General features: G+C 43.2%; 20 protein-coding genes. 14 read left to right on the plus strand and 6 right to left on the minus strand.

Annotated elements, in window-relative coordinates; translation table 11 throughout:
• From AC1DIV_RS17975 to AC1DIV_RS17985, 3 genes are all read left to right on the plus strand, one after another.
• Window positions 1–1,233 (plus strand): MFS transporter, encoded by a 1,233-nt coding sequence (locus AC1DIV_RS17975; RefSeq protein ID WP_034309678.1) that lies wholly within the window; start codon window positions 1–3, stop codon window positions 1,231–1,233.
• A gap of 149 nt (window positions 1,234–1,382) precedes the next feature.
• Window positions 1,383–2,015 carry a LysE family transporter gene (locus AC1DIV_RS17980; protein ID WP_053536115.1) on the plus strand — a complete coding sequence of 211 codons (633 nt, stop codon included), beginning with the start codon at window positions 1,383–1,385 and terminating at the stop codon, window positions 2,013–2,015.
• A 183-nt stretch (window positions 2,016–2,198) separates the two neighbouring features.
• On the plus strand, window positions 2,199–3,536 hold the full coding sequence (locus tag AC1DIV_RS17985; RefSeq protein ID WP_323599401.1) for an amino acid permease: 1,338 nt from the start codon (window positions 2,199–2,201) through the stop codon (window positions 3,534–3,536).
• A 46-nt stretch (window positions 3,537–3,582) separates the two neighbouring features.
• On the opposite strand, the gene AC1DIV_RS17990 is transcribed toward AC1DIV_RS17985, so the two are convergent.
• Together AC1DIV_RS17990 and AC1DIV_RS17995 are read right to left on the minus strand one after the other, a co-directional pair.
• The gene (locus tag AC1DIV_RS17990) at window positions 3,583–5,256 is read right to left on the minus strand and encodes a ribonuclease J (protein WP_477577025.1); all 1,674 of its coding nucleotides are present in this window, start codon (window positions 5,254–5,256) and stop codon (window positions 3,583–3,585) included.
• Window positions 5,257–5,398: 142 nt separating this feature from the next.
• Window positions 5,399–6,298 carry a TetR/AcrR family transcriptional regulator gene (locus AC1DIV_RS17995; protein ID WP_252267534.1) on the minus strand — a complete coding sequence of 300 codons (900 nt, stop codon included), beginning with the start codon at window positions 6,296–6,298 and terminating at the stop codon, window positions 5,399–5,401.
• Between the two features lie 254 nt (window positions 6,299–6,552).
• Here AC1DIV_RS17995 and AC1DIV_RS18000 point away from each other — a divergent pair, with 254 nt between their 5' ends.
• Together AC1DIV_RS18000 and AC1DIV_RS18005 are read left to right on the plus strand one after the other, a co-directional pair.
• Window positions 6,553–8,001: a DHA2 family efflux MFS transporter permease subunit gene (locus AC1DIV_RS18000; protein ID WP_477577104.1), complete on the plus strand. Its 1,449-nt coding sequence runs from the start codon at window positions 6,553–6,555 to the stop codon at window positions 7,999–8,001.
• 308 nt (window positions 8,002–8,309) lie between these two features.
• Window positions 8,310–9,011 carry an alpha/beta fold hydrolase gene (locus AC1DIV_RS18005; RefSeq protein WP_477577027.1) on the plus strand — a complete coding sequence of 234 codons (702 nt, stop codon included), beginning with the start codon at window positions 8,310–8,312 and terminating at the stop codon, window positions 9,009–9,011.
• Window positions 9,012–9,041: 30 nt separating this feature from the next.
• On the opposite strand, the gene AC1DIV_RS18010 is transcribed toward AC1DIV_RS18005, so the two are convergent.
• Window positions 9,042–9,656, minus strand: coding sequence for a TetR/AcrR family transcriptional regulator (locus AC1DIV_RS18010; protein ID WP_048683368.1), 615 nt, complete (start codon window positions 9,654–9,656; stop codon window positions 9,042–9,044).
• Between the two features lie 190 nt (window positions 9,657–9,846).
• Here AC1DIV_RS18010 and AC1DIV_RS18015 point away from each other — a divergent pair, with 190 nt between their 5' ends.
• On the plus strand, window positions 9,847–10,605 hold the full coding sequence (locus AC1DIV_RS18015; RefSeq protein WP_477577029.1) for an SDR family oxidoreductase: 759 nt from the start codon (window positions 9,847–9,849) through the stop codon (window positions 10,603–10,605).
• A gap of 381 nt (window positions 10,606–10,986) precedes the next feature.
• Here AC1DIV_RS18015 and AC1DIV_RS18020 read toward each other — a convergent pair whose 3' ends face one another.
• The 3 genes from AC1DIV_RS18020 to AC1DIV_RS18030 form a co-directional block, all read right to left on the minus strand.
• Window positions 10,987–11,688 (minus strand): FadR/GntR family transcriptional regulator, encoded by a 702-nt coding sequence (locus AC1DIV_RS18020; RefSeq protein WP_034309657.1) that lies wholly within the window; start codon window positions 11,686–11,688, stop codon window positions 10,987–10,989.
• 151 nt (window positions 11,689–11,839) lie between these two features.
• On the minus strand, window positions 11,840–13,198 hold the full coding sequence (gene gudD, locus AC1DIV_RS18025) for a glucarate dehydratase (protein WP_477577031.1): 1,359 nt from the start codon (window positions 13,196–13,198) through the stop codon (window positions 11,840–11,842).
• Between the two features lie 32 nt (window positions 13,199–13,230).
• Complete coding sequence (locus AC1DIV_RS18030; RefSeq protein ID WP_161922241.1) at window positions 13,231–14,592, minus strand: MFS transporter; 1,362 nt, start codon at window positions 14,590–14,592, stop codon at window positions 13,231–13,233.
• 320 nt (window positions 14,593–14,912) lie between these two features.
• Here AC1DIV_RS18030 and kdgD point away from each other — a divergent pair, with 320 nt between their 5' ends.
• The 8 genes from kdgD (at window position 14,913) to AC1DIV_RS18070 (ending at window position 21,876) form a co-directional block, all read left to right on the plus strand.
• Window positions 14,913–15,845: a 5-dehydro-4-deoxyglucarate dehydratase gene (gene kdgD / locus AC1DIV_RS18035; protein ID WP_323599362.1), complete on the plus strand. Its 933-nt coding sequence runs from the start codon at window positions 14,913–14,915 to the stop codon at window positions 15,843–15,845.
• Window positions 15,846–15,863: 18 nt separating this feature from the next.
• A complete protein-coding gene (gene gucD / locus AC1DIV_RS18040) occupies window positions 15,864–17,327 on the plus strand; it encodes an alpha-ketoglutaric semialdehyde dehydrogenase GucD (protein ID WP_477577033.1) in 1,464 nt (487 codons plus the stop codon).
• An 89-nt stretch (window positions 17,328–17,416) separates the two neighbouring features.
• A complete protein-coding gene (garD, locus tag AC1DIV_RS18045) occupies window positions 17,417–18,952 on the plus strand; it encodes a galactarate dehydratase (protein ID WP_477577035.1) in 1,536 nt (511 codons plus the stop codon).
• A gap of 175 nt (window positions 18,953–19,127) precedes the next feature.
• Complete coding sequence (locus AC1DIV_RS18050; protein WP_323599359.1) at window positions 19,128–19,580, plus strand: GNAT family N-acetyltransferase; 453 nt, start codon at window positions 19,128–19,130, stop codon at window positions 19,578–19,580.
• Between the two features lie 122 nt (window positions 19,581–19,702).
• The gene (locus AC1DIV_RS18055) at window positions 19,703–20,026 is read left to right on the plus strand and encodes a hypothetical protein (protein WP_048683423.1); all 324 of its coding nucleotides are present in this window, start codon (window positions 19,703–19,705) and stop codon (window positions 20,024–20,026) included.
• Window positions 20,027–20,078: 52 nt separating this feature from the next.
• Window positions 20,079–20,555, plus strand: coding sequence for a VOC family protein (locus AC1DIV_RS18060; RefSeq protein ID WP_477577037.1), 477 nt, complete (start codon window positions 20,079–20,081; stop codon window positions 20,553–20,555).
• Window positions 20,556–20,629: 74 nt separating this feature from the next.
• Complete coding sequence (locus tag AC1DIV_RS18065; protein ID WP_477577039.1) at window positions 20,630–21,076, plus strand: ASCH domain-containing protein; 447 nt, start codon at window positions 20,630–20,632, stop codon at window positions 21,074–21,076.
• A 101-nt stretch (window positions 21,077–21,177) separates the two neighbouring features.
• On the plus strand, window positions 21,178–21,876 hold the full coding sequence (locus AC1DIV_RS18070) for a polysaccharide deacetylase family protein (RefSeq protein WP_048683395.1): 699 nt from the start codon (window positions 21,178–21,180) through the stop codon (window positions 21,874–21,876).
• Window positions 21,877–21,971 lie beyond the last annotated feature (95 nt).

Consider the following 21,971-nt stretch of genomic DNA (forward strand, 5'->3'; position numbering starts at 1 on the left):
ATGGAAGGTCATGAGAAGCAAAATAAAGATGTAAGCGTGTGGTGCTTGATCAGTATGGCATCGATTCCATTGGTGATGACACTTGGAAATTCAATGCTTATCCCGGTTTTGCCCATTTTCGAGGAAAAGGTGGGGATATCTTCATTTCAATCAAGTATGGTGATAACAAGCTATTCCGTTGCATCCATCTTTTTAATTCCCATTGCTGGTTATTTATCAGATCGATTCGGACGGAAAATGGTCATTCTGCCAAGCTTGATCCTAGCCCTTATCGGTGGTTTGATAGCTGGTTATGCGTCATGGAAAATGGAAAATCCCTATACATGGATCATCATTGGAAGGGTATTGCAAGGGATTGGGGCGTCTGGGGCCTCGCCCATCATTTTGCCTTTGGTGGGGGATTTATACAAAGATGATGATGAAAAAACGAGTTCTTGTTTGGGAATCATAGAAACCTCGAATACGTTTGGGAAAGTGCTTAGTCCAATATTAGGTTCCCTGTTTGCTGCATTTATCTGGTTTTTACCATTCTTCTCGATTTCATTCTTCAGTTTAATATCTATTGTTTTGGTCTTTTTCTTTATAAAGGTACCAAAGGAGAAGGATGAGCCGAAGAAATTCAAGGATTTCTGGCATGATACGAAAAAAATATTCAAGAAGGAAGGAAAATGGTTATATACGGTTTTCCTCATTGGTGTCTTTGTCATGTTGGTTTTGTTCGGTGTTCTTTTCTTTTTGTCTGATAATCTGGAAAAAATCCATGATTTGCATGGAATCAAAAAAGGTTTAGTGATAGCGATCCCGCTATTTTTTCTTTGCGTATCTTCTTATGTTGCAGGGAAAAAAATCAAGGGGGAATTACCAATCATGAAAAAGATCATCATGATCAGTTTAGCTGTCCTTTCAATCAGCCTTGTATTTGTCGGTTTTACTAAAAACAGGGTCGTCCTTCTATTGGTAATAACAAGCTTGGTGGGCATAGCAATTGGTGCTTTATTGCCGACACTCGACGCAATCATCACTCAAAATATAGAAAAGGAACAGCGGGGGACGATAACCTCCTTCTACATGTCATCAAGGTTCATCGGCGTTGCGGCAGGCCCTCCGGTCATGTCCCTTGTCATGAAAAATCATATCAATATGACCTATATCATTTCTGGGATCATTGGTATAGGCATCGTATTGATTGTTATGAAATTCATTAGTTCAGACAAAAAAGAAGCTGCTGCCTAATCGGCTTCAATACATCTCAAAAAAGCCGGGCTTTCCTTTCCCACGGCTTTTTTTAGTGAATTGGGAAATTTTTTTGGCATGTGGTTATAGGCAGAGGGTTGTCACATAAAATGTACAAGTCATGAACTAGCTCGAAGGAGTGATGCTTTTTGAGTGTACATTTACTGCTAAGTTACTTTTTCTTAGGACTTACCCTTGCAGCACCGATCGGCCCGGTGAACTCCGCTCGTATCGATAAAGGAATCAAGAACGGGTTTTGGCATGCCTGGATCGTTGGGGCAGGGTCGATGATCGCAGATGCCTTGTTCATGATTTTAGTATATGTAGGAATGGTGCGGTTTTTAGAAATCCCGATCGTCCAGATATTTCTTTGGCTTTTTGGCGGCTTTGTGCTTATTTATTCCGGGGTCGAAAGTATATTACGGGTTAATACGATATTATTAAACGAATACAGGAATAGAGATTCTTTAATTTCCTGTTTTTTGACTGGGTTCATCATGTCCGTGACCAGTCCATTATCCATTTTATTTTGGTTGGGGATATATGGATCTGTTTTAGCTAAAACGGCTTCAAGTTATGGGACATCCCAACTTTTCATTTATAGCGGGATGATCTTTCTTGGTCTTACCTGCTGGGATTTTTTTGTAGCGGCATTAACGAATGGATTTCGCAGGTTCTTAAATGAAAAAAGCTTAATGGCCATTTCGATCATCTCTGGATTATCATTGGTCGGCTTTGGGGTTTATTTTGCTTATCAAGGCATTTCTGCCATCCTATCTTAAAGGGAAAGCTTCAGGTTATTACATAGGGTATTTGAAAACTTCTTCCTTGCATAATTCATTGTGGCATTATCAACACTATGAATGATGGAAGGGGGTAATGTTATGACAACAAAAGCCAATTGCAGTTCAGCGAAAGGAAAGGCTGGTCAGGATTCCAATGCATCCGGTGAACAACAGGGCGACATGAAATGGTGGCAGCTATCATTGGTCGGGGTAGGCTGTACGATCGGGACAGGGTATTTCCTCGGATCGACCATAGGGATTAAAACGACTGGGCCATCCATTGTATTTTCATTTGTATTGGCTGCACTGGGTACCTATATCGTTTATAATCTGCTTGCCAAGATGACGGCTGCCGATCCTCAAGAAGGTTCTTTTTGTTATTATGCCAATAAAGCATTTGGACGATGGGCGGGCTTTAGCTGTGGCTGGAATTATTGGTCCTCCAATATATTGATCATGGGAAGCCAGCTTACTGCGCTTTCGCTATTATCTCAATTTTGGTTCCCGAAAGTGCCGCTTTGGCTATTTGCATCCGGTTTTGCCATTGTTTCAATCGTGGTGGTATTGCTGGGAACAAAAGGGTTCGACAGGGTGGAAAACATCCTTGCTGTAATTAAGACAGCAGCAATCGTAATGTTTATCATCATTGCAATATGTGCCGTTTGCGGCTGGTTCGGTCTTGCTGGAGCGAAACCGCCATCATTTCCGAATACGTACAATGAATTATTCCCAAAAGGGCTAAAGGGGTTTTGGACATCCCTTATCTATGCCTTTTATGCGTTTGGCGGCATTGAGGTCATTGGATTGATGGCGATGCAGCTTAAAAAGAAAGAAGATGCACCAAAGGCAGGGACGATCATGCTCTTGGTCCTTACCATTATATATGTGGTTTCGTTGGGATTAGCCGTAACCATGATTTCGTTAGGGGCATTCAGTGAAAAAGAAAGCCCATTCGTTTCGGCATTGGACAGTTATCACCTGACATTTTTCCCGCACGTTTTTAATGGTGCGATCATCATTGCCGGTTTCTCGACGATGACCGCTTCACTATTCGGTGTAACCAATTTATTGGTAACGCTATCCAATGATGGGAATGCACCCGCATTATTCATGCAAAAGATCAAGAAATTCAAAGATCTTCCGCTGCCGTCACTGGGGCTTGGAGCCTTAGGTCTTTTAGGATCGATCATCACTGCCTTGCTCCTGCCAGGAAAGATTTATGAATACATTACAACATCTGCTGGTATATTGCTTTTGTATAACTGGGCATTCATCATTCTTTCTTCATTCAAAATCTTGGAAAATAAGATGTGGAGTAAGATTACGGCGGTTTTCGGACTGCTTTTAATTTTAGCGGCAGTAAGTGGAACACTTCTTGAAAAAGAGATACGTCCAGGATTTTTCATCAGCCTTTTATTCATCGTGATCATCGGTCTTGCAGCCGTTTTCATGAAGTTCAAGGTATGGAATAAGAACAAGGCAATGGCCGCAAAAGCGAGTAAATCAGGACTCGATTAAAAAAGGAACTCGACTATTTCAAAGTCGAGTTCCTTTCGATTTGGCGCTAAATTTCAATGATTATTGGAAGGATCATTGGTTTTTTCTTCGTTTGATTAAAGAGATATTGCCCCAGTTCCTTCTTAATGGTTTGTTTAATGATGTTCCACCGGTATATTTTTTCACTTTGTAAGTCGTTGACCGTTTTCGTGACAAGACGATTCACATTTTTAAGGAGGTCCTCGGAATTTTGAACATATACAAATCCACGGGAAATGGTATCAGGTCCTGATACTATTTTTCTTTCCGTCTTGCTTAGTGTTATGACGATCACGAGCATTCCATCTTCGGAAAGCTGCTTACGGTCCCGCAGAACGATTTCTCCAACATCCCCAACGCCAACACCGTCGACAAAGGTATTGCCGGCAGCCACCTTTCTTGTTTGACGGGCAACGGAGTTTTCAATATCCACCACATCACCATTATTGATGATGAAAGTGTGGTCCTTCTCCACCCCGACAGACTCAGCTAACAATCGATGCTGGTGCAGCATCCGATACTCACCGTGAATCGGGATGAAATACTTAGGTTTCATCAGGGTTAGCATGAGCTTTAACTCTTCCTGATAAGCATGTCCTGATACATGCATGCCCGTTACAGTCCCAGAACCGTAAATGACCTTGGCACCCAGTTGAAACAGGTTGTCGATGATACGTGAAACATCCCGTTCATTTCCGGGTATTGGTGTGGAGGCAAGAATCACTGTATCATCGGGCAATATGCTCATATCCCGATAATTCGAACTGGAAAGGCGGGAAAGGGCGGCAAACGGCTCTCCTTGACTTCCTGTACATAAAACCGCGACCCTTTCCGGAGCATAACTATCGACTTCTTGTGGTTGGATAAGCATCCCATCAGGAACCTCGAGATAGCCGCGTTCAATAGCAACGGTTACGACGTTCACCATGCTTCGTCCAATCAGGGCTAGTTTCCGGTTTGTCTTCTGTGCAGCGTTCACAACTTGTTGAACACGATTGACATTTGAAGCGAATGTCGAAAGGATGACTTTCTGTTTTGCCTGCATGAAGGCCTCTTCAATATGGCTGCCAACCAGATGCTCCGAGGGACTGGAGCCGGGACGCTCTGCGTTCGTGCTTTCCGATAGTAAAACGAGGACACCTTCACTCCCGATTTTGGCCATTTTATGAATATCGGGATACTGATCATTCATCGGGGTCAAGTCAAACTTGAAGTCCCCTGTATGAACGACCGTGCCTTCCGGCGTATGCATGGTGACTCCGAGGCAATCGGGAATACTATGATTCGTTTTGAAAAAGTCCAGAGCCATTTCCCCGAATTCCAGCTTTGAATCCGAATCGATCTGGATTAATTCCGTATCACCCAAAAGGTTATGTTCTTTTAACTTCAATTCAATCAAACCAAGTGTTAAACGTGTGGCATAAATGGGCACATTCAATTTTTTCAAGAAATAAGGGATACCGCCGATATGATCTTCATGCCCATGAGTCACAATTAAAGCGCGGATCTTCTCCTTATTCTCCTGAAGAAAGGAAATATCAGGAATGATCAAATCGACTCCTAATAAACTTTCATCAGGAAACTTTGCACCACAATCAATAATGACGATATCGTTAGAATATTGAATCACATACATGTTTTTACCGATTTCATTCACTCCGCCCAGAGCCAATATGGACAAAGCATTCTCTTTCACACTCAAGTAGATAGACCTCCCTTTATTATGATAAGGATAGTGTTTCCTTAGGTCGCTTTTATAAAACCAACTCTTTTTTAAAATCAGGGCAATTCAAAAAGCCATAAAAAAAACACCTGCCGCTTTCGGTAGGTGCGTATCTTCAATTTTATCGGCTCAAGCAAGAATGGATGCTTTCTTCAAAAGTCTCCATGTATGCTTGGATCTGTGAAGCATATCCAGTTTTCAATGTGGCCAGAAGACTTTCTATCAAGAATTCTCGCGGTTTGTCTGACTGCATAAGCTCATCTTGGATGAAATCGACCAATTCAATGGCTCTTCTTCGATCTTCATCGCAAGGAATAGCTTTGTTTATCGCTTTTTTCAATTCCGTGGTGGAATGAAGCAAATCATTATGGCAAGCATCAAGCTGGTTTGTGAATTTTGGAAACCACGTATCCATTAATTCCGGATCAATGATCTGTTCCCCGCTTTCAGCCACTTCATTGACTAAATGGACAATGCGATTCATGCAATAGCGGATAATTTGTATGTCCGGTGTACCGGCGGGATTAGCACGGTAACTAAAATGGCTCATGTGGGTCATCATCGAATGAAAGATAATGACGCTATCTAAAAGATAGGGTTTTTTACTTTCACCGAAGATATCGATAAAACGGTTATACATCCAGCGTAAGCTCAACAATAGCGTCTTATTGATGAATTGTTTTAATTCTTCATCATTGGAAACACGGACTTCTTCGATCAGGATAAGCAATTTGCTTTGCTTGTTCACCATCAATTGCAGTTCGAGCTGCCGGATGAAAATTTCAATATCGGCGGAATCTTGACCAATCAACAGTTTTTCCCGTTCATGGCGGATCTTTGTATAAAAGGAGCGGAAAATGGCTATAAATAATTCACCCTTCGAAGGGAAATAATTATAAAATGTACCTTTTGATATACCGCTGCCGTCTAAAATGTCCTGAATGGACGTCGCTTGGTAGCCTTTGTCAATAAACAGCTTATGAGCCGTATCGATGACATTCTGCCTTCGGTTGTTCATCATATCACCTGATTTTCATTATACTGCTTGTATAAATTTAATCGTACTCTATTTTTCATCACAGCACAAACCCTTATTTAAACCAGTAAATTTTTATTGCAAAAAATGAACTAGGGGTATATTATTGATTTTGTGAGATTGAAATATACCGCTCGTATAATTAAATGAACCAATAGTTTGAATGGAGGAATAGATAAAAAGTGAGTACTGCACAAATAAATGAGAAAAAGGGTTCGTATGGCATTTTGGCCATACTGATGGTCGGTGCGTTCATATCGATACTGAATTCAACCCTTTTAAATATTGCACTGCCATCAATCCAAATAGACCTGGGAATCGAGACTGCCACAGTCCAATGGCTGACAACGGGCTACATGCTCGTGAACGGAATCATGATTCCGACAACTGCCTTCTTAATAAGAAAATATTCGGTGCGTAATCTGTTCCTGACAGCCATGCTTCTATTCTCAATCGGGACGATCGTGGCAGGTGTAGCGCATGTATTCCCGCTATTATTGGGCGCACGTATGGTTCAGGCTGCCGGTTCGGCAATCATGATGCCATTATTAATGAACGTACTTTTAACTTCTTTCCCTGTTGAAAAACGGGGCTCGGCAATGGGACTATTCGGTTTGGTCATGATGTTTGCCCCTGCAATCGGGCCGACGCTTTCAGGCTGGATCATCGAACATTATGATTGGAGAATGCTATTCCATTTCATTACTCCGCTAGCTTTACTAGTGCTTATTTTCGGCTTCTTTAAACTTAAAGACCACAAGGAAAAAGTCGATATCTCAATTGATAAAATATCGGTCATCCTTTCAAGCTTAGGCTTCGGCGGTTTGCTTTACGGATTCAGTTCGGCAGGCAGCAAGGGTTGGGATAGCCTAGAGGTATACGGAACACTGATTGTCGGTGCGATCTCCCTGATCCTTTTCATAACACGCCAGCTTAAAATGGAAACACCAATGCTTGAGTTCAAGATCTTCAAGCACCCGATGTTCGCTTTATCCGCAACGATCTCAATCGTACTGAACATGGCGATGTTCTCGGGGATGATCTTAATTCCGATGTACACACAAACAGTACGTGGCATTTCACCATTCGATTCTGGATTACTGATGCTTCCAGGTGCGTTATTAATGGCCCTCATGTCACCGGTTACCGGTAAGCTTTTCGATAAGTTCGGTGCCCGCATCCTTGCTTCAATCGGTTTGCTTATCACCGTGGTAACTACGTATTTGCTAAGTAAATTATCAATGGAAACTACGTATACAGAAATTGTAATCCTGTTTTCCGTTCGTTCCTTCGGGATGTCAATGTCCATGATGCCGATCATGACAAATGGTTTGAACTCGCTGCCAGCCCGCATGAACCCGCACGGTACAGCCATGAATAACACACTGAACCAAATTTCCGGGGCGATCGGTACGGCATTGCTCGTTACGGTCATGTCTAACCGTGCAGCTTCTACTGCCGAAGATTTAATGACGAAAGCGATGAGCAAATTAACAAGCCAGCCCACCGCTGAGATGATGGGCCAAATGAAAGCCCAAATCGGGATGCAGGCAATGCTGGATGGAATTAACTTCTCCTTCTTTGTATCTACCTTCATTGCCGGTGTGGCGCTGATTCTGGCATTATTCATTAAGCGTGCTTGGCCGGCTGAAGAAAAACCAGCTGTGAAAAAAGATCAAACCGCTTAAATGAAACATAAAAGGCCCTATGCCACCTGAATCGTTCAGGCAGCATAGGGCTTTTTCTATTCTGCCTTTTATTTAAGGCCCGTAACGGAATGTAATGCAGGCTGCTGCGGAATGAAGCCAAAGGATGAATAAATGGATGAAGGCAGGAATAAAAGGTGTGAAGGCAGAAATGATCAGATGCAGGATGAAAAAATGGGTGAAGGCATAAAACGTATAATTTACTTATAGTCAACATAGTATTTTAGAGGTTTTTTTTTAAAATAGATCGGGGTTCAAAATGACGAATCCGATCCTGGGAGTGAACGGAGATGGAAATTCGGGTTAATCAAATTGAGTTGAATGGACTCACGTTTCAATATCGGGAGTGCGGGGATGTTTCTGCACCACCGCTTGTTGTTCTTCATGCGCTGGGAAAAAGTTCGGAATCATGGGACCAAGCGGCTGCCGCATTAGGAGAAAGTTATCGTGTTTTAGCTTTAGATCAACGGGGCCACGGTGGGAGTGCGAGAACGAATACATATACTTTTGAATCGATGCGTGATGATTTGCTTCATTTTGCGGATGCGCTTGATTTAGGAAGGTTTTCGCTAATGGGGCATTCCATGGGGGGGACGGTTTCCTATCTTTTCTCGCAAACTTTTCCTTCGAGGATAGAAAGGTTGATTGTCGAAGACACACCGCCTCCTTTCTCGGATAAACAAATGGAGGTTCCTTCCAGGCCTTCTGTTCCACTGCCGTTTGATTGGCAGGTAGTGCCTTCGATTCTACAGCAGCTTAATGAACCCGATCCCGAATGGTGGGCACGCCTCACCGATATTATGATGCCGACGCTTGTTATCGGGGGCGGGGCCAGCCATATTCCCCAAAATAAATTGCAGGAGGTTTCCGAGCTTATCCCCAATTGCGAATTGGTGACGATAGAGGATGCCGGACACTTTGTCCATGAAGATGATTTACCTGCTTTCTTGTCTGTCGTAAAAAGGTTTCTTTCCAAAGGGCAGGCGCTTTAAGGCGATAGGAGGGTTGCCGGTGCAGCCCTCTTATTTCTGCTTAAAATGGTTTATTTTAAAGACAGCATTTACCGATTTATTATTAAGGATTTCCAGCAGCTGTTCAGCCATATAGTCAGCGCTATATTTAAAGCCAGTGTTGACCCATTCGATGATCATGCCCAATATCGCATATGCTTGGTAACTGGAGGCAAGTTCTTTATTGATCTTAGGGTTCGGCCGGTAATCTTCCAGGTCCTCCACTGGAAGTTTCTTCAACTCATTACAAATCCGTTCCAGTAATGTAGGCCATGCATTCGACTTTAGGATGAGGGTATAAATGTTTGCATGGTTAGCAACATGTTCAAATATTTTGATGACCGAAGCCGTTAGTTCATTGATGGTGAAAGTTTCGGCGTTCTTATAAGGTTCCCGGTAAGATATGATCAAATCGGCAATCACATCCTCCATGACCTCTTCAAGCAGTTCCTCTTTGTACTGATAGTGTTTATAAAATGTACCCCGATTAAGGTCGGCGAGTTCTACAATATCAGTAATCGATATCTCCCTGAAATCCTTACTTTGCATTAAAGAAATGAGGGATTCTTTCAAAGCCATTTTGGATTTCCTGATCCTTCTATCAATCCCAGTATTATTATCAGTCATTTTCTTCATCCTTTGTTCGTTATTGTGCTTTTAATAAACATAGTTACTACTTTCTGTTCATTATTCAACATGGAGGACAGCATTTGCTGATTGTATAAGCCTACTGAAACTAATTATACTATAAAGGAAGGTAGATAATGAACATCTGTACAATAAGTAACGCTTCACTAGAATGAATGGGGGAGTTCAAATGAAATTACAAGACAAAGTTGCCGTTGTGACAGGAGCAGCATCAGGCATGGGGAAACAAATTGCCCTAGATTATGCTCGAGAAGGAGCTAAAGTCGTCGTATCGGATTTAAATCTTGATGGTGCGAACGATACGGTGGAAGAAATAAAAGCGAGTGGCGGAATGGCCTTTGCCATCAAAACGAACGTAGCGGTGGAGGAAGATATTCAACATTTGATCGATACCACGGTCAGTACGTATGGAACGGTGGATATTTTGGTGAATAACGCGGGTATCATGGATGGCATGGAACCTGCTGGAGACATTGAAGATTCTAAATGGGATCGGATTTTTGCCATTAACACGACAAGCGTCATGCGTTCGACTAGAAAGGTGATGCCGATCTTTTTAGAAAAACAAAAAGGGGTCATCATCAATATTGCTTCTGCTGGCGGTTTGTACGGTGCCCGGGCTGGTGCGGCTTACACTGCCTCTAAACATGCAGTCGTTGGTTTCACGAAAAACACGGGCTACATGTATGCCAATAACGGGATTCGCTGCAATGCTATAGCACCAGGCGGAGTAGAAACCAATATTGGTTCCAGCATGACGAATATCAATGAGTTTGGCTTCTCTCGCCAACAACTGGGTATGGCGATCAATCCACGAAACGGCAAACCTGAGGAAATCGCTAAAGTGGCATTATTCCTTGCTTCAGACGATTCCAGTTTTGTTAATGGTACTGTCATTACGGCAGATGCTGGTTGGAGTGCATATTAAGCCATGAATTAAAAAGGTAATGGTCAAGTACTTGGTGACTGATGATCCATGCATTCCTGCCAGTAAGCAGGGATGCATGTTTTTTTGAGTGGAGCCTTGGCAGGGTATTTGGAGGGGGATTGTGGTTAGCCAGCAATTTCCATGAGGAAGGTTTTGACTTCATCGGGTGATTTCAATCGAAAGTGGATTAGTGGGGGCTGGATAGTTCCGCTACTATCCAGTTTTTCTCAAAAAGAATTATGCTATCAATTGGATTTAAAAGATAAGTTGAACTCTGAAATCTCGGAAGCAAAATAGGTTCCCTGAAAAAATCCACTTTCCTTATGAAATAGAATCATTGAGTAATCCATTAGTTTGCTGCGGTACCTCGCAAACAATCTATTAATGTTCGTGAGAATATTGAAGGACTTTCTGACGGACGTAATCAAGGTGCTTGTACATTTGGCTGAATGCTTCATGTGGATCATGTGCTGCAAGTGCAGCATAGATAGCTTTATGATACTTCACAGTCAGTTCCCGTTCCCTGAATTGAATCAAGCTATTTATTTTATTATGAGTGATCAATAAGGAATCGATCATGCCTTCAATGATGGGATTGTTCGCACTTAAAGCGATGATCTTATGGAATTCTTTATCGGCCTCTCCATAATCGTTGTCTTCACTATTGGCAATCGTGTCAATCGTAACTTGCAGTTTCTCCAGTTGCTCGTCTGTGATCTTCTCGGCAGCCATTGTTACCAATCCCAACTCCAAAGCCATTCGCGCTTCGATGATCGCTGGTAAATTATCGGTAGCCAACGCAAGCATCACAGAGAATGGATGTGTACCGATTTTATCGTTAAAAAAGGTTCCTTCACGCGTTTTCCGTGTAATGACCCCTAGTGTATCAAGGGCACTGAGCGCCTCACGTAAAACAGGCCGGCTTACTTCAAGTTCTTTCATAAGCTCCATTTCAGGAGGCAGTTTGTCGCCCGCTTTCATTTGGCCAGTAACGAGCAGATGCACGATTTGATCCACGACTTGTTGTGAAAGAGTATTGCGATGTACCGATTGTACGCCTAATTTCTTTGACGATTCTTCCATTATGTAACCCCTTTTCTGTTAAATCCTATATGTATTCCTACTGTAAGACTAATTATATAATATAATACACTTATTTGCATGTAGACCTATGTCCAAAAAAAGTAAAATGCGCCGCTCTAAAGAGAGAGACGCACGCATTGTTGGTAAAAAATCATCTGACAAGGCAAGGTGATTTTGGATTGAACTTCCATCCGGAAACCAAGTATTTCATAGCCATCGAATCATCACGGGCACCAAGTCCTTTTTGTTTATAAAGCTGATGTGCCTTCTCGATTTGTTCCATATCCACTTCAATTCCAAGTCCGGGTTTGGAAGGGACATCGACCATTCCGCCGACAATTTTAAAAGGTTCTTTCGTCAAACGCTGCCCATCCTGCCAAATCCAGTGGGTATCGATCGCAGTGATTTTTCCAGGTGCGGCTGCAGCAACGTGTGTAAACATGGCAAGTGAAATATCAAAGTGATTATTCGAGTGTGATCCCCAAGTCAAGCCCCAGTCGTTACACATTTGAGCGACACGGACTGAGCCTTGCATCGTCCAAAAATGCGGATCGGCAAGAGGAATGTCCACGGATTGAAGTTGAATGGAGTGCCCCATTTGCCTCCAGTCCGTTGCAATCATATTCGTAGCGGTTGGAAGGCCCGTTGCGCGCCTGAATTCCGTCATGATTTCCCGGGCGGAAAAACCATTTTCCGCTCCGCATGGATCTTCCGCATAAGCCAAAACATGATGTTGATCCCGGCAAAGTTTAATCGCATCCTCAAGCAGCCAGCCGCCATTTGGGTCAAGGGTGATCCTGGCTTCAGGGAAGCGTTCCGCAAGTGCCGTCACCGCTTCGATTTCTTCTTCCCCGCGCAAAACCCCGCCTTTCAATTTAAAATCATTGAAACCATAGCGAGAGTGGGCGGCTTCTGCCAAGCGGACAATCGATTCGGGTGTCAGCGCTTCCTCATGACGGAGGCGAAGCCAGTCATCTTCCGCTTCCGGTTCGCTTAAATAACCAAGATCTGTTTTATTGCGGTCACCTACATAAAATAAGTAGCCCAGCATTTCCACTTTATCACGCTGCTGTCCTTCGCCGAGAAGGGCTGCGACTGGAACACCTAAATGTTGGCCAACTAAATCAAGAAGTGCCGCTTCCAATGCTGTTACGGCATGAATGGCAATACGAAGATCGAACGTCTGAAGGCCGCGCCCTCCAGCATCCCGGTCCGCAAACTGCTTGCGGATGGCATTTAGAATGTTGTTGTATGTCCCGATGGACTGGCCGACAACCAATTCTTTAGCATCTTCGAGTGTCTGGCGGATTTTTTCGCCTCCAGGAACTTCACCGACACCCGTATTACCCGCATTGTCTTTTAGAATGACGATGTTCCGGGTGAAATAAGGAGCATGGGCACCACTCAAGTTCAAAAGCATGCCGTCATGGCCCGCAACTGGAATGACGCTCATTTCTGAAATTACCGGTGTGCCGATTTTTACATTATCCTTTAGCAATTGATTGTTCATGATTTTTTCCCCCTGCCAGAATATTTAGTTTACTATGACTTTAACTCTACACGTTTAATTTCACCAACTAGGAATAAATAACTTAAAATCGCGACAAGAGCATTAGCACAAACGAAGACTAGCGCACCATTGAACGACCCTGTCGTGGCAATGATATATCCGATGATAATCGGTGTTGTAATGCCGGCAATGTTACCGAATGTGTTGAAAAGCCCGCCGCTGACACCTGACATTTCCTTTGGAGAGGTATCGGCCACTACCGCCCAGCCGAGTGCCCCGAATCCTTTACCGAAAAACGCAAGGGCCATAACGAAAATGACAACCCATTCCGTATCTACATAATTTGCTGCCACCAAGCTCATCGATAGAATCATCCCAACAACAATTGGCAACTTTCTGGCGACAGTCAATGAGAATCCCTTCCGTAACAAGAAATCCGAGAATGTCCCTCCGAGAATGCCGCCAAAAAACCCACAAATGGCCGGAAGGGAAGCGACGAATCCAACTTCAAGAATGGTCATGCCCCTTTCTTGTACTAGGTACACAGGAAACCATGTCAGGAAAAAGTACGTTAACGTCGTAATGCAATATTGTCCGAGATAAACACCTAACAGCATGCGATTTGATAATAGCTGCTTTATATGATTCCAGTTGACGCCTTTCTTTTCCTCCTTATTTGTACTGGTTTGATCCATATTGATCAAAGCGCCGCCCGCTTCGATATATTCAAGCTCAGCTTGGTTGATGCGTGGATGTTCCTTTGGGCCATAAATCGTTTTCAGCCAGATGAAAGCAACGATGATTCCTAAAGCCCCCATAAAGAAGAAGACGTATTCCCAACCGAATTTATACGTAATGTAACCCATGATCGGTGCAAAGAGAACGGTTGCAAAATACTGGGCCGAATTGAAAGTGGCAGCCGCGGTTCCGCGTTCATGGCTTGGGAACCAGGTGGCAACGATGCGGCTGTTGGCCGGAAAGGAAGGGGCTTCCGCCAATCCAACTAAGAAGCGCAGTCCGAACAATACCATGACAGCCGTTCCCGCAGAACCGAAAAAACCGAGAAACCCTTGTAAAAGCGTAAAGGTAGACCATAACGTGATACTCCAAAAATAAACTTTTTTCGAGCCAAAACGGTCTAAAAGCCATCCGCCTGGAATTTGTCCAGCTACATAAGACCAAGCGAAAGCGGAGAAAACATAGCCCATCATGACTGAATCGAGACCAAGCTGACCAGACATGTCCGTACCCGCAATGGATAGCGTCGCACGATCCGCATAATTCAGGGCTGTAACCAAAAAGAGCATAAAGACAATGAACCATCGTGTGCGTGTTTTTTTCTGGGCACTTGGCAGTTTAGGAGATGGTTGAAAAACTTTTTCTTCAGCGTTCATATACTCACTTCCTTAATCGTATTTTATTATATTTTCTAATTGATACCGCTTACAATGTTAACTGTTTCCTCCTTCGTGAAAATTCTTAATATTTAGTTTTGTCCAATGGTAAGACAAATAAAATTGTTTGTCAATGGCTTTTTTTCTTAAAAGTTTTTTCATTTTAGCTCCTTCATTATCGTGTTTTTTTGTATATATTAGAAGCGAAATTATCGAGGGATGAAGTAGTGCTTCATTTTTCAGAAAATAAAAAAAATACGATTGACCAGATGGTGTATTTGTCTTACAATAAAACAATAATACGCAAGGGGGAATAAAAAATGAATAAGATCCGCAAGGCACCTAAAGGAATTCTCGGATTTCCCGTGGCACCATTCACAACGAGTAATAAGCTTGATGAACAAGCACTCGCCCAAAATATCCAATTTTTATTAGATGAGGGACTAGAAGCTATTTTCGTGGCATGTGCAGCAGCGGAATATCCATCATTAAGTAAAGAGGAATATGAAGCGATGGTCGAGGTAGCCGTATCCGTCACCGCTGGAAAAGTACCTGTATACACAGGGGTAGGCGGGAATATTCAAACTTCCCTCGAACTTGCCAGAATATCTGCGGAAAAAGGGGCAGATGGTTATTTAATATTACCTCCATATCTCGTTACTGGAGAACAGGCTGGTCTGTCGGCTTATTTCAAAGCCATCGCAGAGAGTACAGACTTGAATTCCATCGTATATCAGCGTGATAATGTAGCATTTTCACTTTCAACTTTGGAAGCGCTTGCTGAGGTCCCGCAGGTAGTCGGCGTCAAAGACGGTCTGGGCAATATGGAGTTGAATGGACTCCTTACACAAACCTTCGGAAAACGTTTCGGCTGGCTGAACGGAATGCCGCTTGCGGAAGTTACCATGTCGGCCTACGTTCCACTTGGCTTTGATTCCTATTCATCGGCGATATCCAATTACATCCCGCATATCTCACGAAAGTTCTATAATGGCATTTTGAGCGGAGATCAAGAAACGGTCAATGAAATTTACCAGCAGGTCATCATGCCGATCAACAACATTCGCCGTCAGCGAAAAGGGTATGCCGTTTCTCTCATTAAAGCAGGTATGGAGATTATGGGAATGCCGGTTGGGCAAACAGTCAGATTACCGATTCTTCCGGTGGAAAAAGAACATTATGCAGAAATGCAAACAATATTAGAGAATGCTTTAGATCGTTTTCCAAAAGAAACACCAATTCAATCAATCTAATAAGGGTGGGGATTATATATGATAACTACAGTTCAAACAAAAACGTATCTTAACTATATTAATGGTGAATGGGTTGCTTCCATTTCAAATGAAGTTGAAAAAAGTTTAAACCCGGCAGATAAACAGGCAATTGTCGGTTATGTACAAAAATCCACCAAGGATGACTTGAACCTGGCAGTGGAAGCAGCGAAAAAGGCGAAAGGTAAATGGCGCAAATTAGCTGGTTCAGAGCGCGGGGAGTATCTATATAAAGCAGCGCAAATTCTTGAAAAGCGGATTGATGAAATCGCAGAATGTGCAACACGGGAAATGGGCAAGACATTTGCTGAAACAAAAGGGGAAACGGCACGCGGTATTGCGATCCTGAAATACTATGCAGGAGAAGGAATGCGTAAGGTGGGGGATGTCATTCCATCCACCGACAGTTCAGCGCTTATGTTCACGACGCGCGTTCCGCTTGGTGTAGTCGGTGTCATTACACCTTGGAATTTCCCGATCGCCATCCCAATCTGGAAGATGGCTCCTGCCCTCGTATATGGGAATACGATTGTGGTGAAGCCAGCCACCGAGACGGCCATCACCTGTGCGAAAATCATGGAGTGTTTTGAAGAAGCCGGTTTCCCGGCGGGTGTTGTCAATATGGTTACAGGGCCGGGCAGTGTCATAGGGCAGGGCATCGCCGATCACGAAGATATAAACGGGATTACCTTTACCGGCTCAAACGGAGTCGGAAAAAGGATTGGACAAGCGGCGTTAGCGCGCGGAGCGAAATACCAGCTTGAAATGGGCGGGAAAAACCCGGTAATCGTTGCAGCGGATGCGGATCTTAACTTGGCTGTAGAAGCAGTCATCACAGGTGCGTTCCGTTCAACGGGGCAAAAATGTACCGCGACAAGCCGTGTCATCGTTGCAGCTGAAGTTTATGAAGAGTTCAAGCAGCTGCTGGTGAAAGGAACGAAAGGCATTTCCATCGGGGATGGATTGGACAGCGGGACATGGATGGGACCATGTGCCAGCGAAAGTCAATTGAATACGGTTCTTTCCTATATCGAAAAAGGAGTGGAAGAAGGTGCTGCACTTCTAATTGGCGGGAAGCGTGCTGAAGAAGGCCCTCAGGCGAATGGCTTTTATGTAGAACCTACGATTTTTGATAATTGTACGTCAGATATGACAATTGTACAGGAAGAAATTTTTGGTCCGGTGATTGCCTTATTGAAAGCTGATTCAGTTGAAGAAGCCCTGCACCTTGCGAACAGCGTGGAATATGGCCTTAGTGCTTCAATTTTCACAGCCAATATCAAACATCTGCTTTCATTTGTTAATGATATGGAAGCGGGATTGATCAGGGTCAACGCCGAGAGCGCAGGTGTTGAATTACAGGCGCCATTTGGCGGCATGAAAAACTCCAGCTCCCACTCCAGGGAACAAGGAGAAGCCGCAAAAGAGTTTTTTACTTCCATTAAAACGGTGTTTGTCAAATAAGGGAAAAAAACAGTATTTTAACTGAAAATTACCGGCACGTGTATGTTTAGTGATGTCTGTTTGCTTTTTTAGAATGAAGGAGTGGTGAAGTGGATACGAAAACGCAACTGACGGAGGTACCGCTTTATATTAAGGTGAATGGGATCGACAATGTCGCCATCGTGGTTAATACGGGAGGCCTGGATCAAGGAACCGTATTCCCTTGTGGGCTTGAATTGAAAGAAAGAGTGCCACAAGGCCACAAAGTGGCTTTAATGGACATAGTCGAGAATGAAGCCATCGTACGCTATGGGGAAGTTATCGGTTATGCTGCTAAATCAATCAGTAAGGGCTGTTGGATTGACGAATCACTGGTGATACTTCCGTCTTCTCCGGATTTAAAGGAATTGCCGGTAGCAAATGATATTCCGAAAACTTTACCCCCGCTTGAAGGGTATACATTCCAAGGGTTCCGCAATGAAGATGGCAGTGTTGGAACCAAGAATATATTGGGCATTACAACAAGCGTCCAATGTGTAGTGGGCGTGCTGGATTTCGTCGTGAACCGGATAAAAAAAGAGCTACTCCCGAAGTATCCCAATGTTGATGATGTTTTCGCCATAAATCACAACTATGGGTGCGGAGTCGCTATCAATGCACCGGAAGCGGTCATTCCCATTCGCACGATACAGAACCTTGCGAAACACCCGAATTTCGGCGGGGAAGCCTTGGTAGTTGGACTGGGGTGTGAAAAACTGTCTCCAATGAGAATAAATCCAAGCGGGGACGATTCAGATATCATATCGCTTCAGGACCAGCAGGGATTTGCGGGAATGGTCCAATCCATTATGGAAATGGCCGAGGAACGTTTAATCAAGTTGAACCGCCGGCAGCGGGAGACATTTCCGGTTTCCGAATTAGTCATCGGCACCCAGTGCGGTGGAAGTGATGCATTCTCTGGTGTCACAGCTAACCCTGCCGTAGGATATGCTACAGATCTGTTAGTCAGGGCAGGGGCAACCGTTCTATTTTCTGAAGTCACAGAAGTACGGGATGCGATTCATCTATTAACGCCTCGTGCAGTGAATGAAGAAGTGGGGAGAGCTTTAATAAAGGAAATGGATTGGTATGATAACTATCTTGCATTGGGTAATTCCGATCGAAGTGCCAATCCGTCGCCTGGAAACAAAAAGGGCGGGTTGGCCAATGTAGTGGAAAAATCATTAGGCTCCATTGCCAAATCCGGAGGCAGCCCCATTTCAGGCGTTTTGGCTCCAGGTGAAAAAGCAACGGAAAAAGGGCTGATTTTTGCAGCTACACCAGCTAGTGACTTTGTTTGCGGAACACTGCAGCTTGCTTCCGGCATGCACCTTCAAGTTTTTTCAACTGGAAGAGGCACACCTTATAATCTCGCAATGGCTTCCGTCATCAAAGTATCTACACGAAATACATTAACCGAGCAATGGAAAGATCTGATCGATATAAATGCTGGAACGATCGCTACTGGTGAAGCAACCATAGAGGAAGTCGGGTGGGAAATATTTCACCTTATTCTGGAAGTGGCCAGCGGTAAAAAGAAAACCTGGGCAGAGCATTGGGGCCTGCAAAATGATTTGGCACTGTTCAATCCTGCGCCAATTACCTAATAATGAATGAATTGAAGGACTTCCTTTAGAGGGGGTCCTTTTCTTGTTGGTCCAAATTTTACAGTTGCATTATTTTTCCTCCAGAAAAGAGGACCGCCGGACTATTGGCAGAAGTTATTAATGAAGGAATGATTTACATCAGGTTGATACTGAAGTAAATATGAGGAGGGATCGCATGGTCACATTCAGGAATGCGACGGCAGAAGACTTAAGTGAAATCGTACGGATGCTTGCGGATGATGCATTGGGGAGGGAAAGGGAGCGGTATGAAAACCCGCTTCCTGACAGCTATCTAAAAGCATTTGAATCCATTGATGGAGATGAAAATAATGAATTGATCGTTGCATGTCTTGGTGAGGAAATCATCGGGGTGCAGCAAATCACGTTCACGCCTCATATTACCCATCAAGGCGGCTGGAGAGCTACGATCGAAGGGGTTCGGACGGCATCTGCAGAACGGGGGAAAGGCATTGGCAGCAAGTTGATTCAATATGCGATTGACCGTGCAAAGAAGCGGGGCTGCCATATCATTCAGCTGACGACCGATAAAAAGCGGGAAGAAGCGCTGCGATTTTATGAACGGTTAGGATTCAAAGCCACTCATGAAGGCATGAAAATGAAGCTTTAATTCACGGTCTTTTGTCCCCTTTTTTTGTGCACGATAATTAAACTGGCATTATATGTTAAAATCATTGGTGAGATAGTAATAGGTGTATATAGGAGTTAAAAACTGATGAAAGGGTGAGCTCGATGGAAAACGAAGCATGTATTCAGAAGAGGTACGGTGTAATTAGTTTTACTTCATTCATCATTGGAATCATTTGCTTTTTTACTGTTTTTATTACACCAATCAGAATGGCCAATATCGGGGGCATGACTGGTGGTTATATCACATTTTTCCTTACGATTGCCGGCATCGTCCTTTCTGTCATAGGAATTTTGAAGAAAACGGAGAAAAAAATGATTTCCATCATATCATTGGTTTTCTCTTCATCATTCTTTATATTTTGGGTAATCATCATCACTTTGTTGTTAACTGGTGAAATAGAATGGCCACGCAGAATAATAAGATAAAGGGATTGAATCAGGATGGTGGATATAGTTCTGACTAAAAGGGGATTATTCAATGATAAGAGGTTTATATGAAGCACATTTACCGGTTAGTGATTTGAATCGTTCCATTGAATTCTATGAAGGGCTTGGTTTGCAGTTGGATCATAAGGTTGAAGACAACCTGGCTTTTCTATGGATTGATAAGGATAAAAGCTGGCTGGGGCTTTGGGAAACGGAAAAAGTAGAGGTTGAGTATCATCCCTCCCTACGGCATATCGCTTTTCAAGTATCATTGGCAGATCTAAAGAGCTCAGTCGCATGGCTTGAAGATAGAGGCTATGCGCCAAGAGAGGCTTTTGGATTTTTACCAGTTGAACCTTTCGTGATGCCTCACGGGGAATATGCCCACGCTAAAATTCACTTTAATGATCCTGACGGAAACAGTTTGGAGTTTATTAGTAAACTAGTGAATCCAAAAAAAATCAAGAATCGTATGTATTTAAGTGAATGGGAACAGCTAAATGAATGCAGAAGTGAAAATAGTAAATGACAGATGAACGAAAATTTTAAGAATAATAATCATTCAAATATGCCTTATGTCAGAACAGAATGGAGAATCATAGAATGAATGTCAAAGCGGAATTATATTGGAATGAATATTGGCAAGGGAAAGAAGATAAAGCCCAGTCAGTCAGTGCATGGCAATTCGGGGCCGATCCCGATGATTTGGCTCAGTTAGTGATGGATGGGATAAAAACGGCTACATGCTCTGGGCATGTTTTTTACGGAGTGGAAAATGAACCATTACCATCCGTGGGCGATTACAGCATTATCTTAAGCAGTGAGGATTTGCCCTTAGCCATCATACAAACAGTGAAAGTCGAAGTATTGCCCATGAACGAAGTGAGTGAAGAGTTTGCGATTGCAGAAGGGGAAGGAGATCGAACCTATACTTACTGGTGGGATGCTCATGAGAAATTTTTTAAAGAAGAACTGATCAAAATCGGTCACACCTTTAAAGAAGATATGCTGCTGGTGTGTGAGCGTTTTGAGTTGATACATGTAAAGTGAGTGTAGACGGCTCTGTCTGAGAGAGCAATAAGTGTTTTTGTTCAGTGATTTGCTATAATAGGTCATTGAATTAAAAAACTTATAGAAAGATAGGTATTTGCATGAAAAAGAAACTGATATTCATTGGATTGGGAATCCTGGTTGTTTTCCTGCTGATGCTTGGTACGTATAAATTAATGAATTCGAGAACCTATCAGGTGTTCGGTGGATTAACGGATAATGTCGAGACGAATGAAAAAGTGGTCGCTTTGACTTTTGATGATGGCCCATCGAAGAATGTAAATGAGATCCTGCCGTTGTTGGATAAATACGATGTGAAAGCTACGTTCTTCCTGATCGGAAATGAAATCGAAAAGTACCCGGAGGAAGCTGGGAAAATAGCGGAAGCGGGACATCAGATTGGGAATCATACGTATTCCCACAGGCGGATGGTGTTTAAATCGCCTTCTTATATCAAGGCGGAAATCGAGAAAACGGATAAATTGATTCAGAACGCCGGATATAAGGGTGAAATTGATGTCCGGCCTCCAAACGGGAAAAAAATCATAGGTTTGCCTTATTATTTAAATAAAAATGATAGAGAGACCATTACCTGGGATCTGGAACCAGATAGCTATTACACTACCGCTTCTGACAAAGTGAAGTATGTGAAGGAAAATATAAAACCAGGTTCGATCATTCTGATGCATCCGATGTATGATGATACGGGTAAAGAGCTTCAAGCGATTGAAGGGATCTTACGAGAGTTAACGAACGAAGGGTATACGTTTGTGACGGTCAATGAACTTCAGGAAATGTAGTTTTTGGTCCAGACGATTTTCGAAGAATCGGGTTGCTTGCGCAGCCCTTTTTTATTTGATATAAAGAATAGTACAAAACATGGGCTGCATATTGT

The sequence above is a fragment of the Peribacillus sp. 05N428 genome (genome assembly GCF_056397085.1).

Coding starts and splice junctions, on each gene's coding strand:
- AC1DIV_RS17975 (WP_034309678.1), top strand. CDS start 1: ATGGAAGGTCATGAGAAGCAAAATAAAGATGTAAGCGTGTGGTGCTTG.
- AC1DIV_RS17985 (WP_323599401.1), top strand. CDS start 2,199: ATGAAATGGTGGCAGCTATCATTGGTCGGGGTAGGCTGTACGATCGGG.
- AC1DIV_RS17995 (WP_252267534.1), bottom strand. CDS start 6,298: ATGATGAACAACCGAAGGCAGAATGTCATCGATACGGCTCATAAGCTG.
- AC1DIV_RS18000 (WP_477577104.1), top strand. CDS start 6,553: ATGGTCGGTGCGTTCATATCGATACTGAATTCAACCCTTTTAAATATT.
- AC1DIV_RS18005 (WP_477577027.1), top strand. CDS start 8,310: ATGGAAATTCGGGTTAATCAAATTGAGTTGAATGGACTCACGTTTCAA.
- AC1DIV_RS18010 (WP_048683368.1), bottom strand. CDS start 9,656: ATGACTGATAATAATACTGGGATTGATAGAAGGATCAGGAAATCCAAA.
- AC1DIV_RS18015 (WP_477577029.1), top strand. CDS start 9,847: ATGAAATTACAAGACAAAGTTGCCGTTGTGACAGGAGCAGCATCAGGC.
- AC1DIV_RS18020 (WP_034309657.1), bottom strand. CDS start 11,688: ATGGAAGAATCGTCAAAGAAATTAGGCGTACAATCGGTACATCGCAAT.
- gudD (WP_477577031.1), bottom strand. CDS start 13,198: ATGAACAATCAATTGCTAAAGGATAATGTAAAAATCGGCACACCGGTA.
- AC1DIV_RS18030 (WP_161922241.1), bottom strand. CDS start 14,592: ATGAACGCTGAAGAAAAAGTTTTTCAACCATCTCCTAAACTGCCAAGT.
- kdgD (WP_323599362.1), top strand. CDS start 14,913: ATGAATAAGATCCGCAAGGCACCTAAAGGAATTCTCGGATTTCCCGTG.
- gucD (WP_477577033.1), top strand. CDS start 15,864: ATGATAACTACAGTTCAAACAAAAACGTATCTTAACTATATTAATGGT.
- AC1DIV_RS18050 (WP_323599359.1), top strand. CDS start 19,128: ATGGTCACATTCAGGAATGCGACGGCAGAAGACTTAAGTGAAATCGTA.
- AC1DIV_RS18055 (WP_048683423.1), top strand. CDS start 19,703: ATGGAAAACGAAGCATGTATTCAGAAGAGGTACGGTGTAATTAGTTTT.
- AC1DIV_RS18060 (WP_477577037.1), top strand. CDS start 20,079: ATGATAAGAGGTTTATATGAAGCACATTTACCGGTTAGTGATTTGAAT.
- AC1DIV_RS18065 (WP_477577039.1), top strand. CDS start 20,630: ATGAATGTCAAAGCGGAATTATATTGGAATGAATATTGGCAAGGGAAA.
- AC1DIV_RS18070 (WP_048683395.1), top strand. CDS start 21,178: ATGAAAAAGAAACTGATATTCATTGGATTGGGAATCCTGGTTGTTTTC.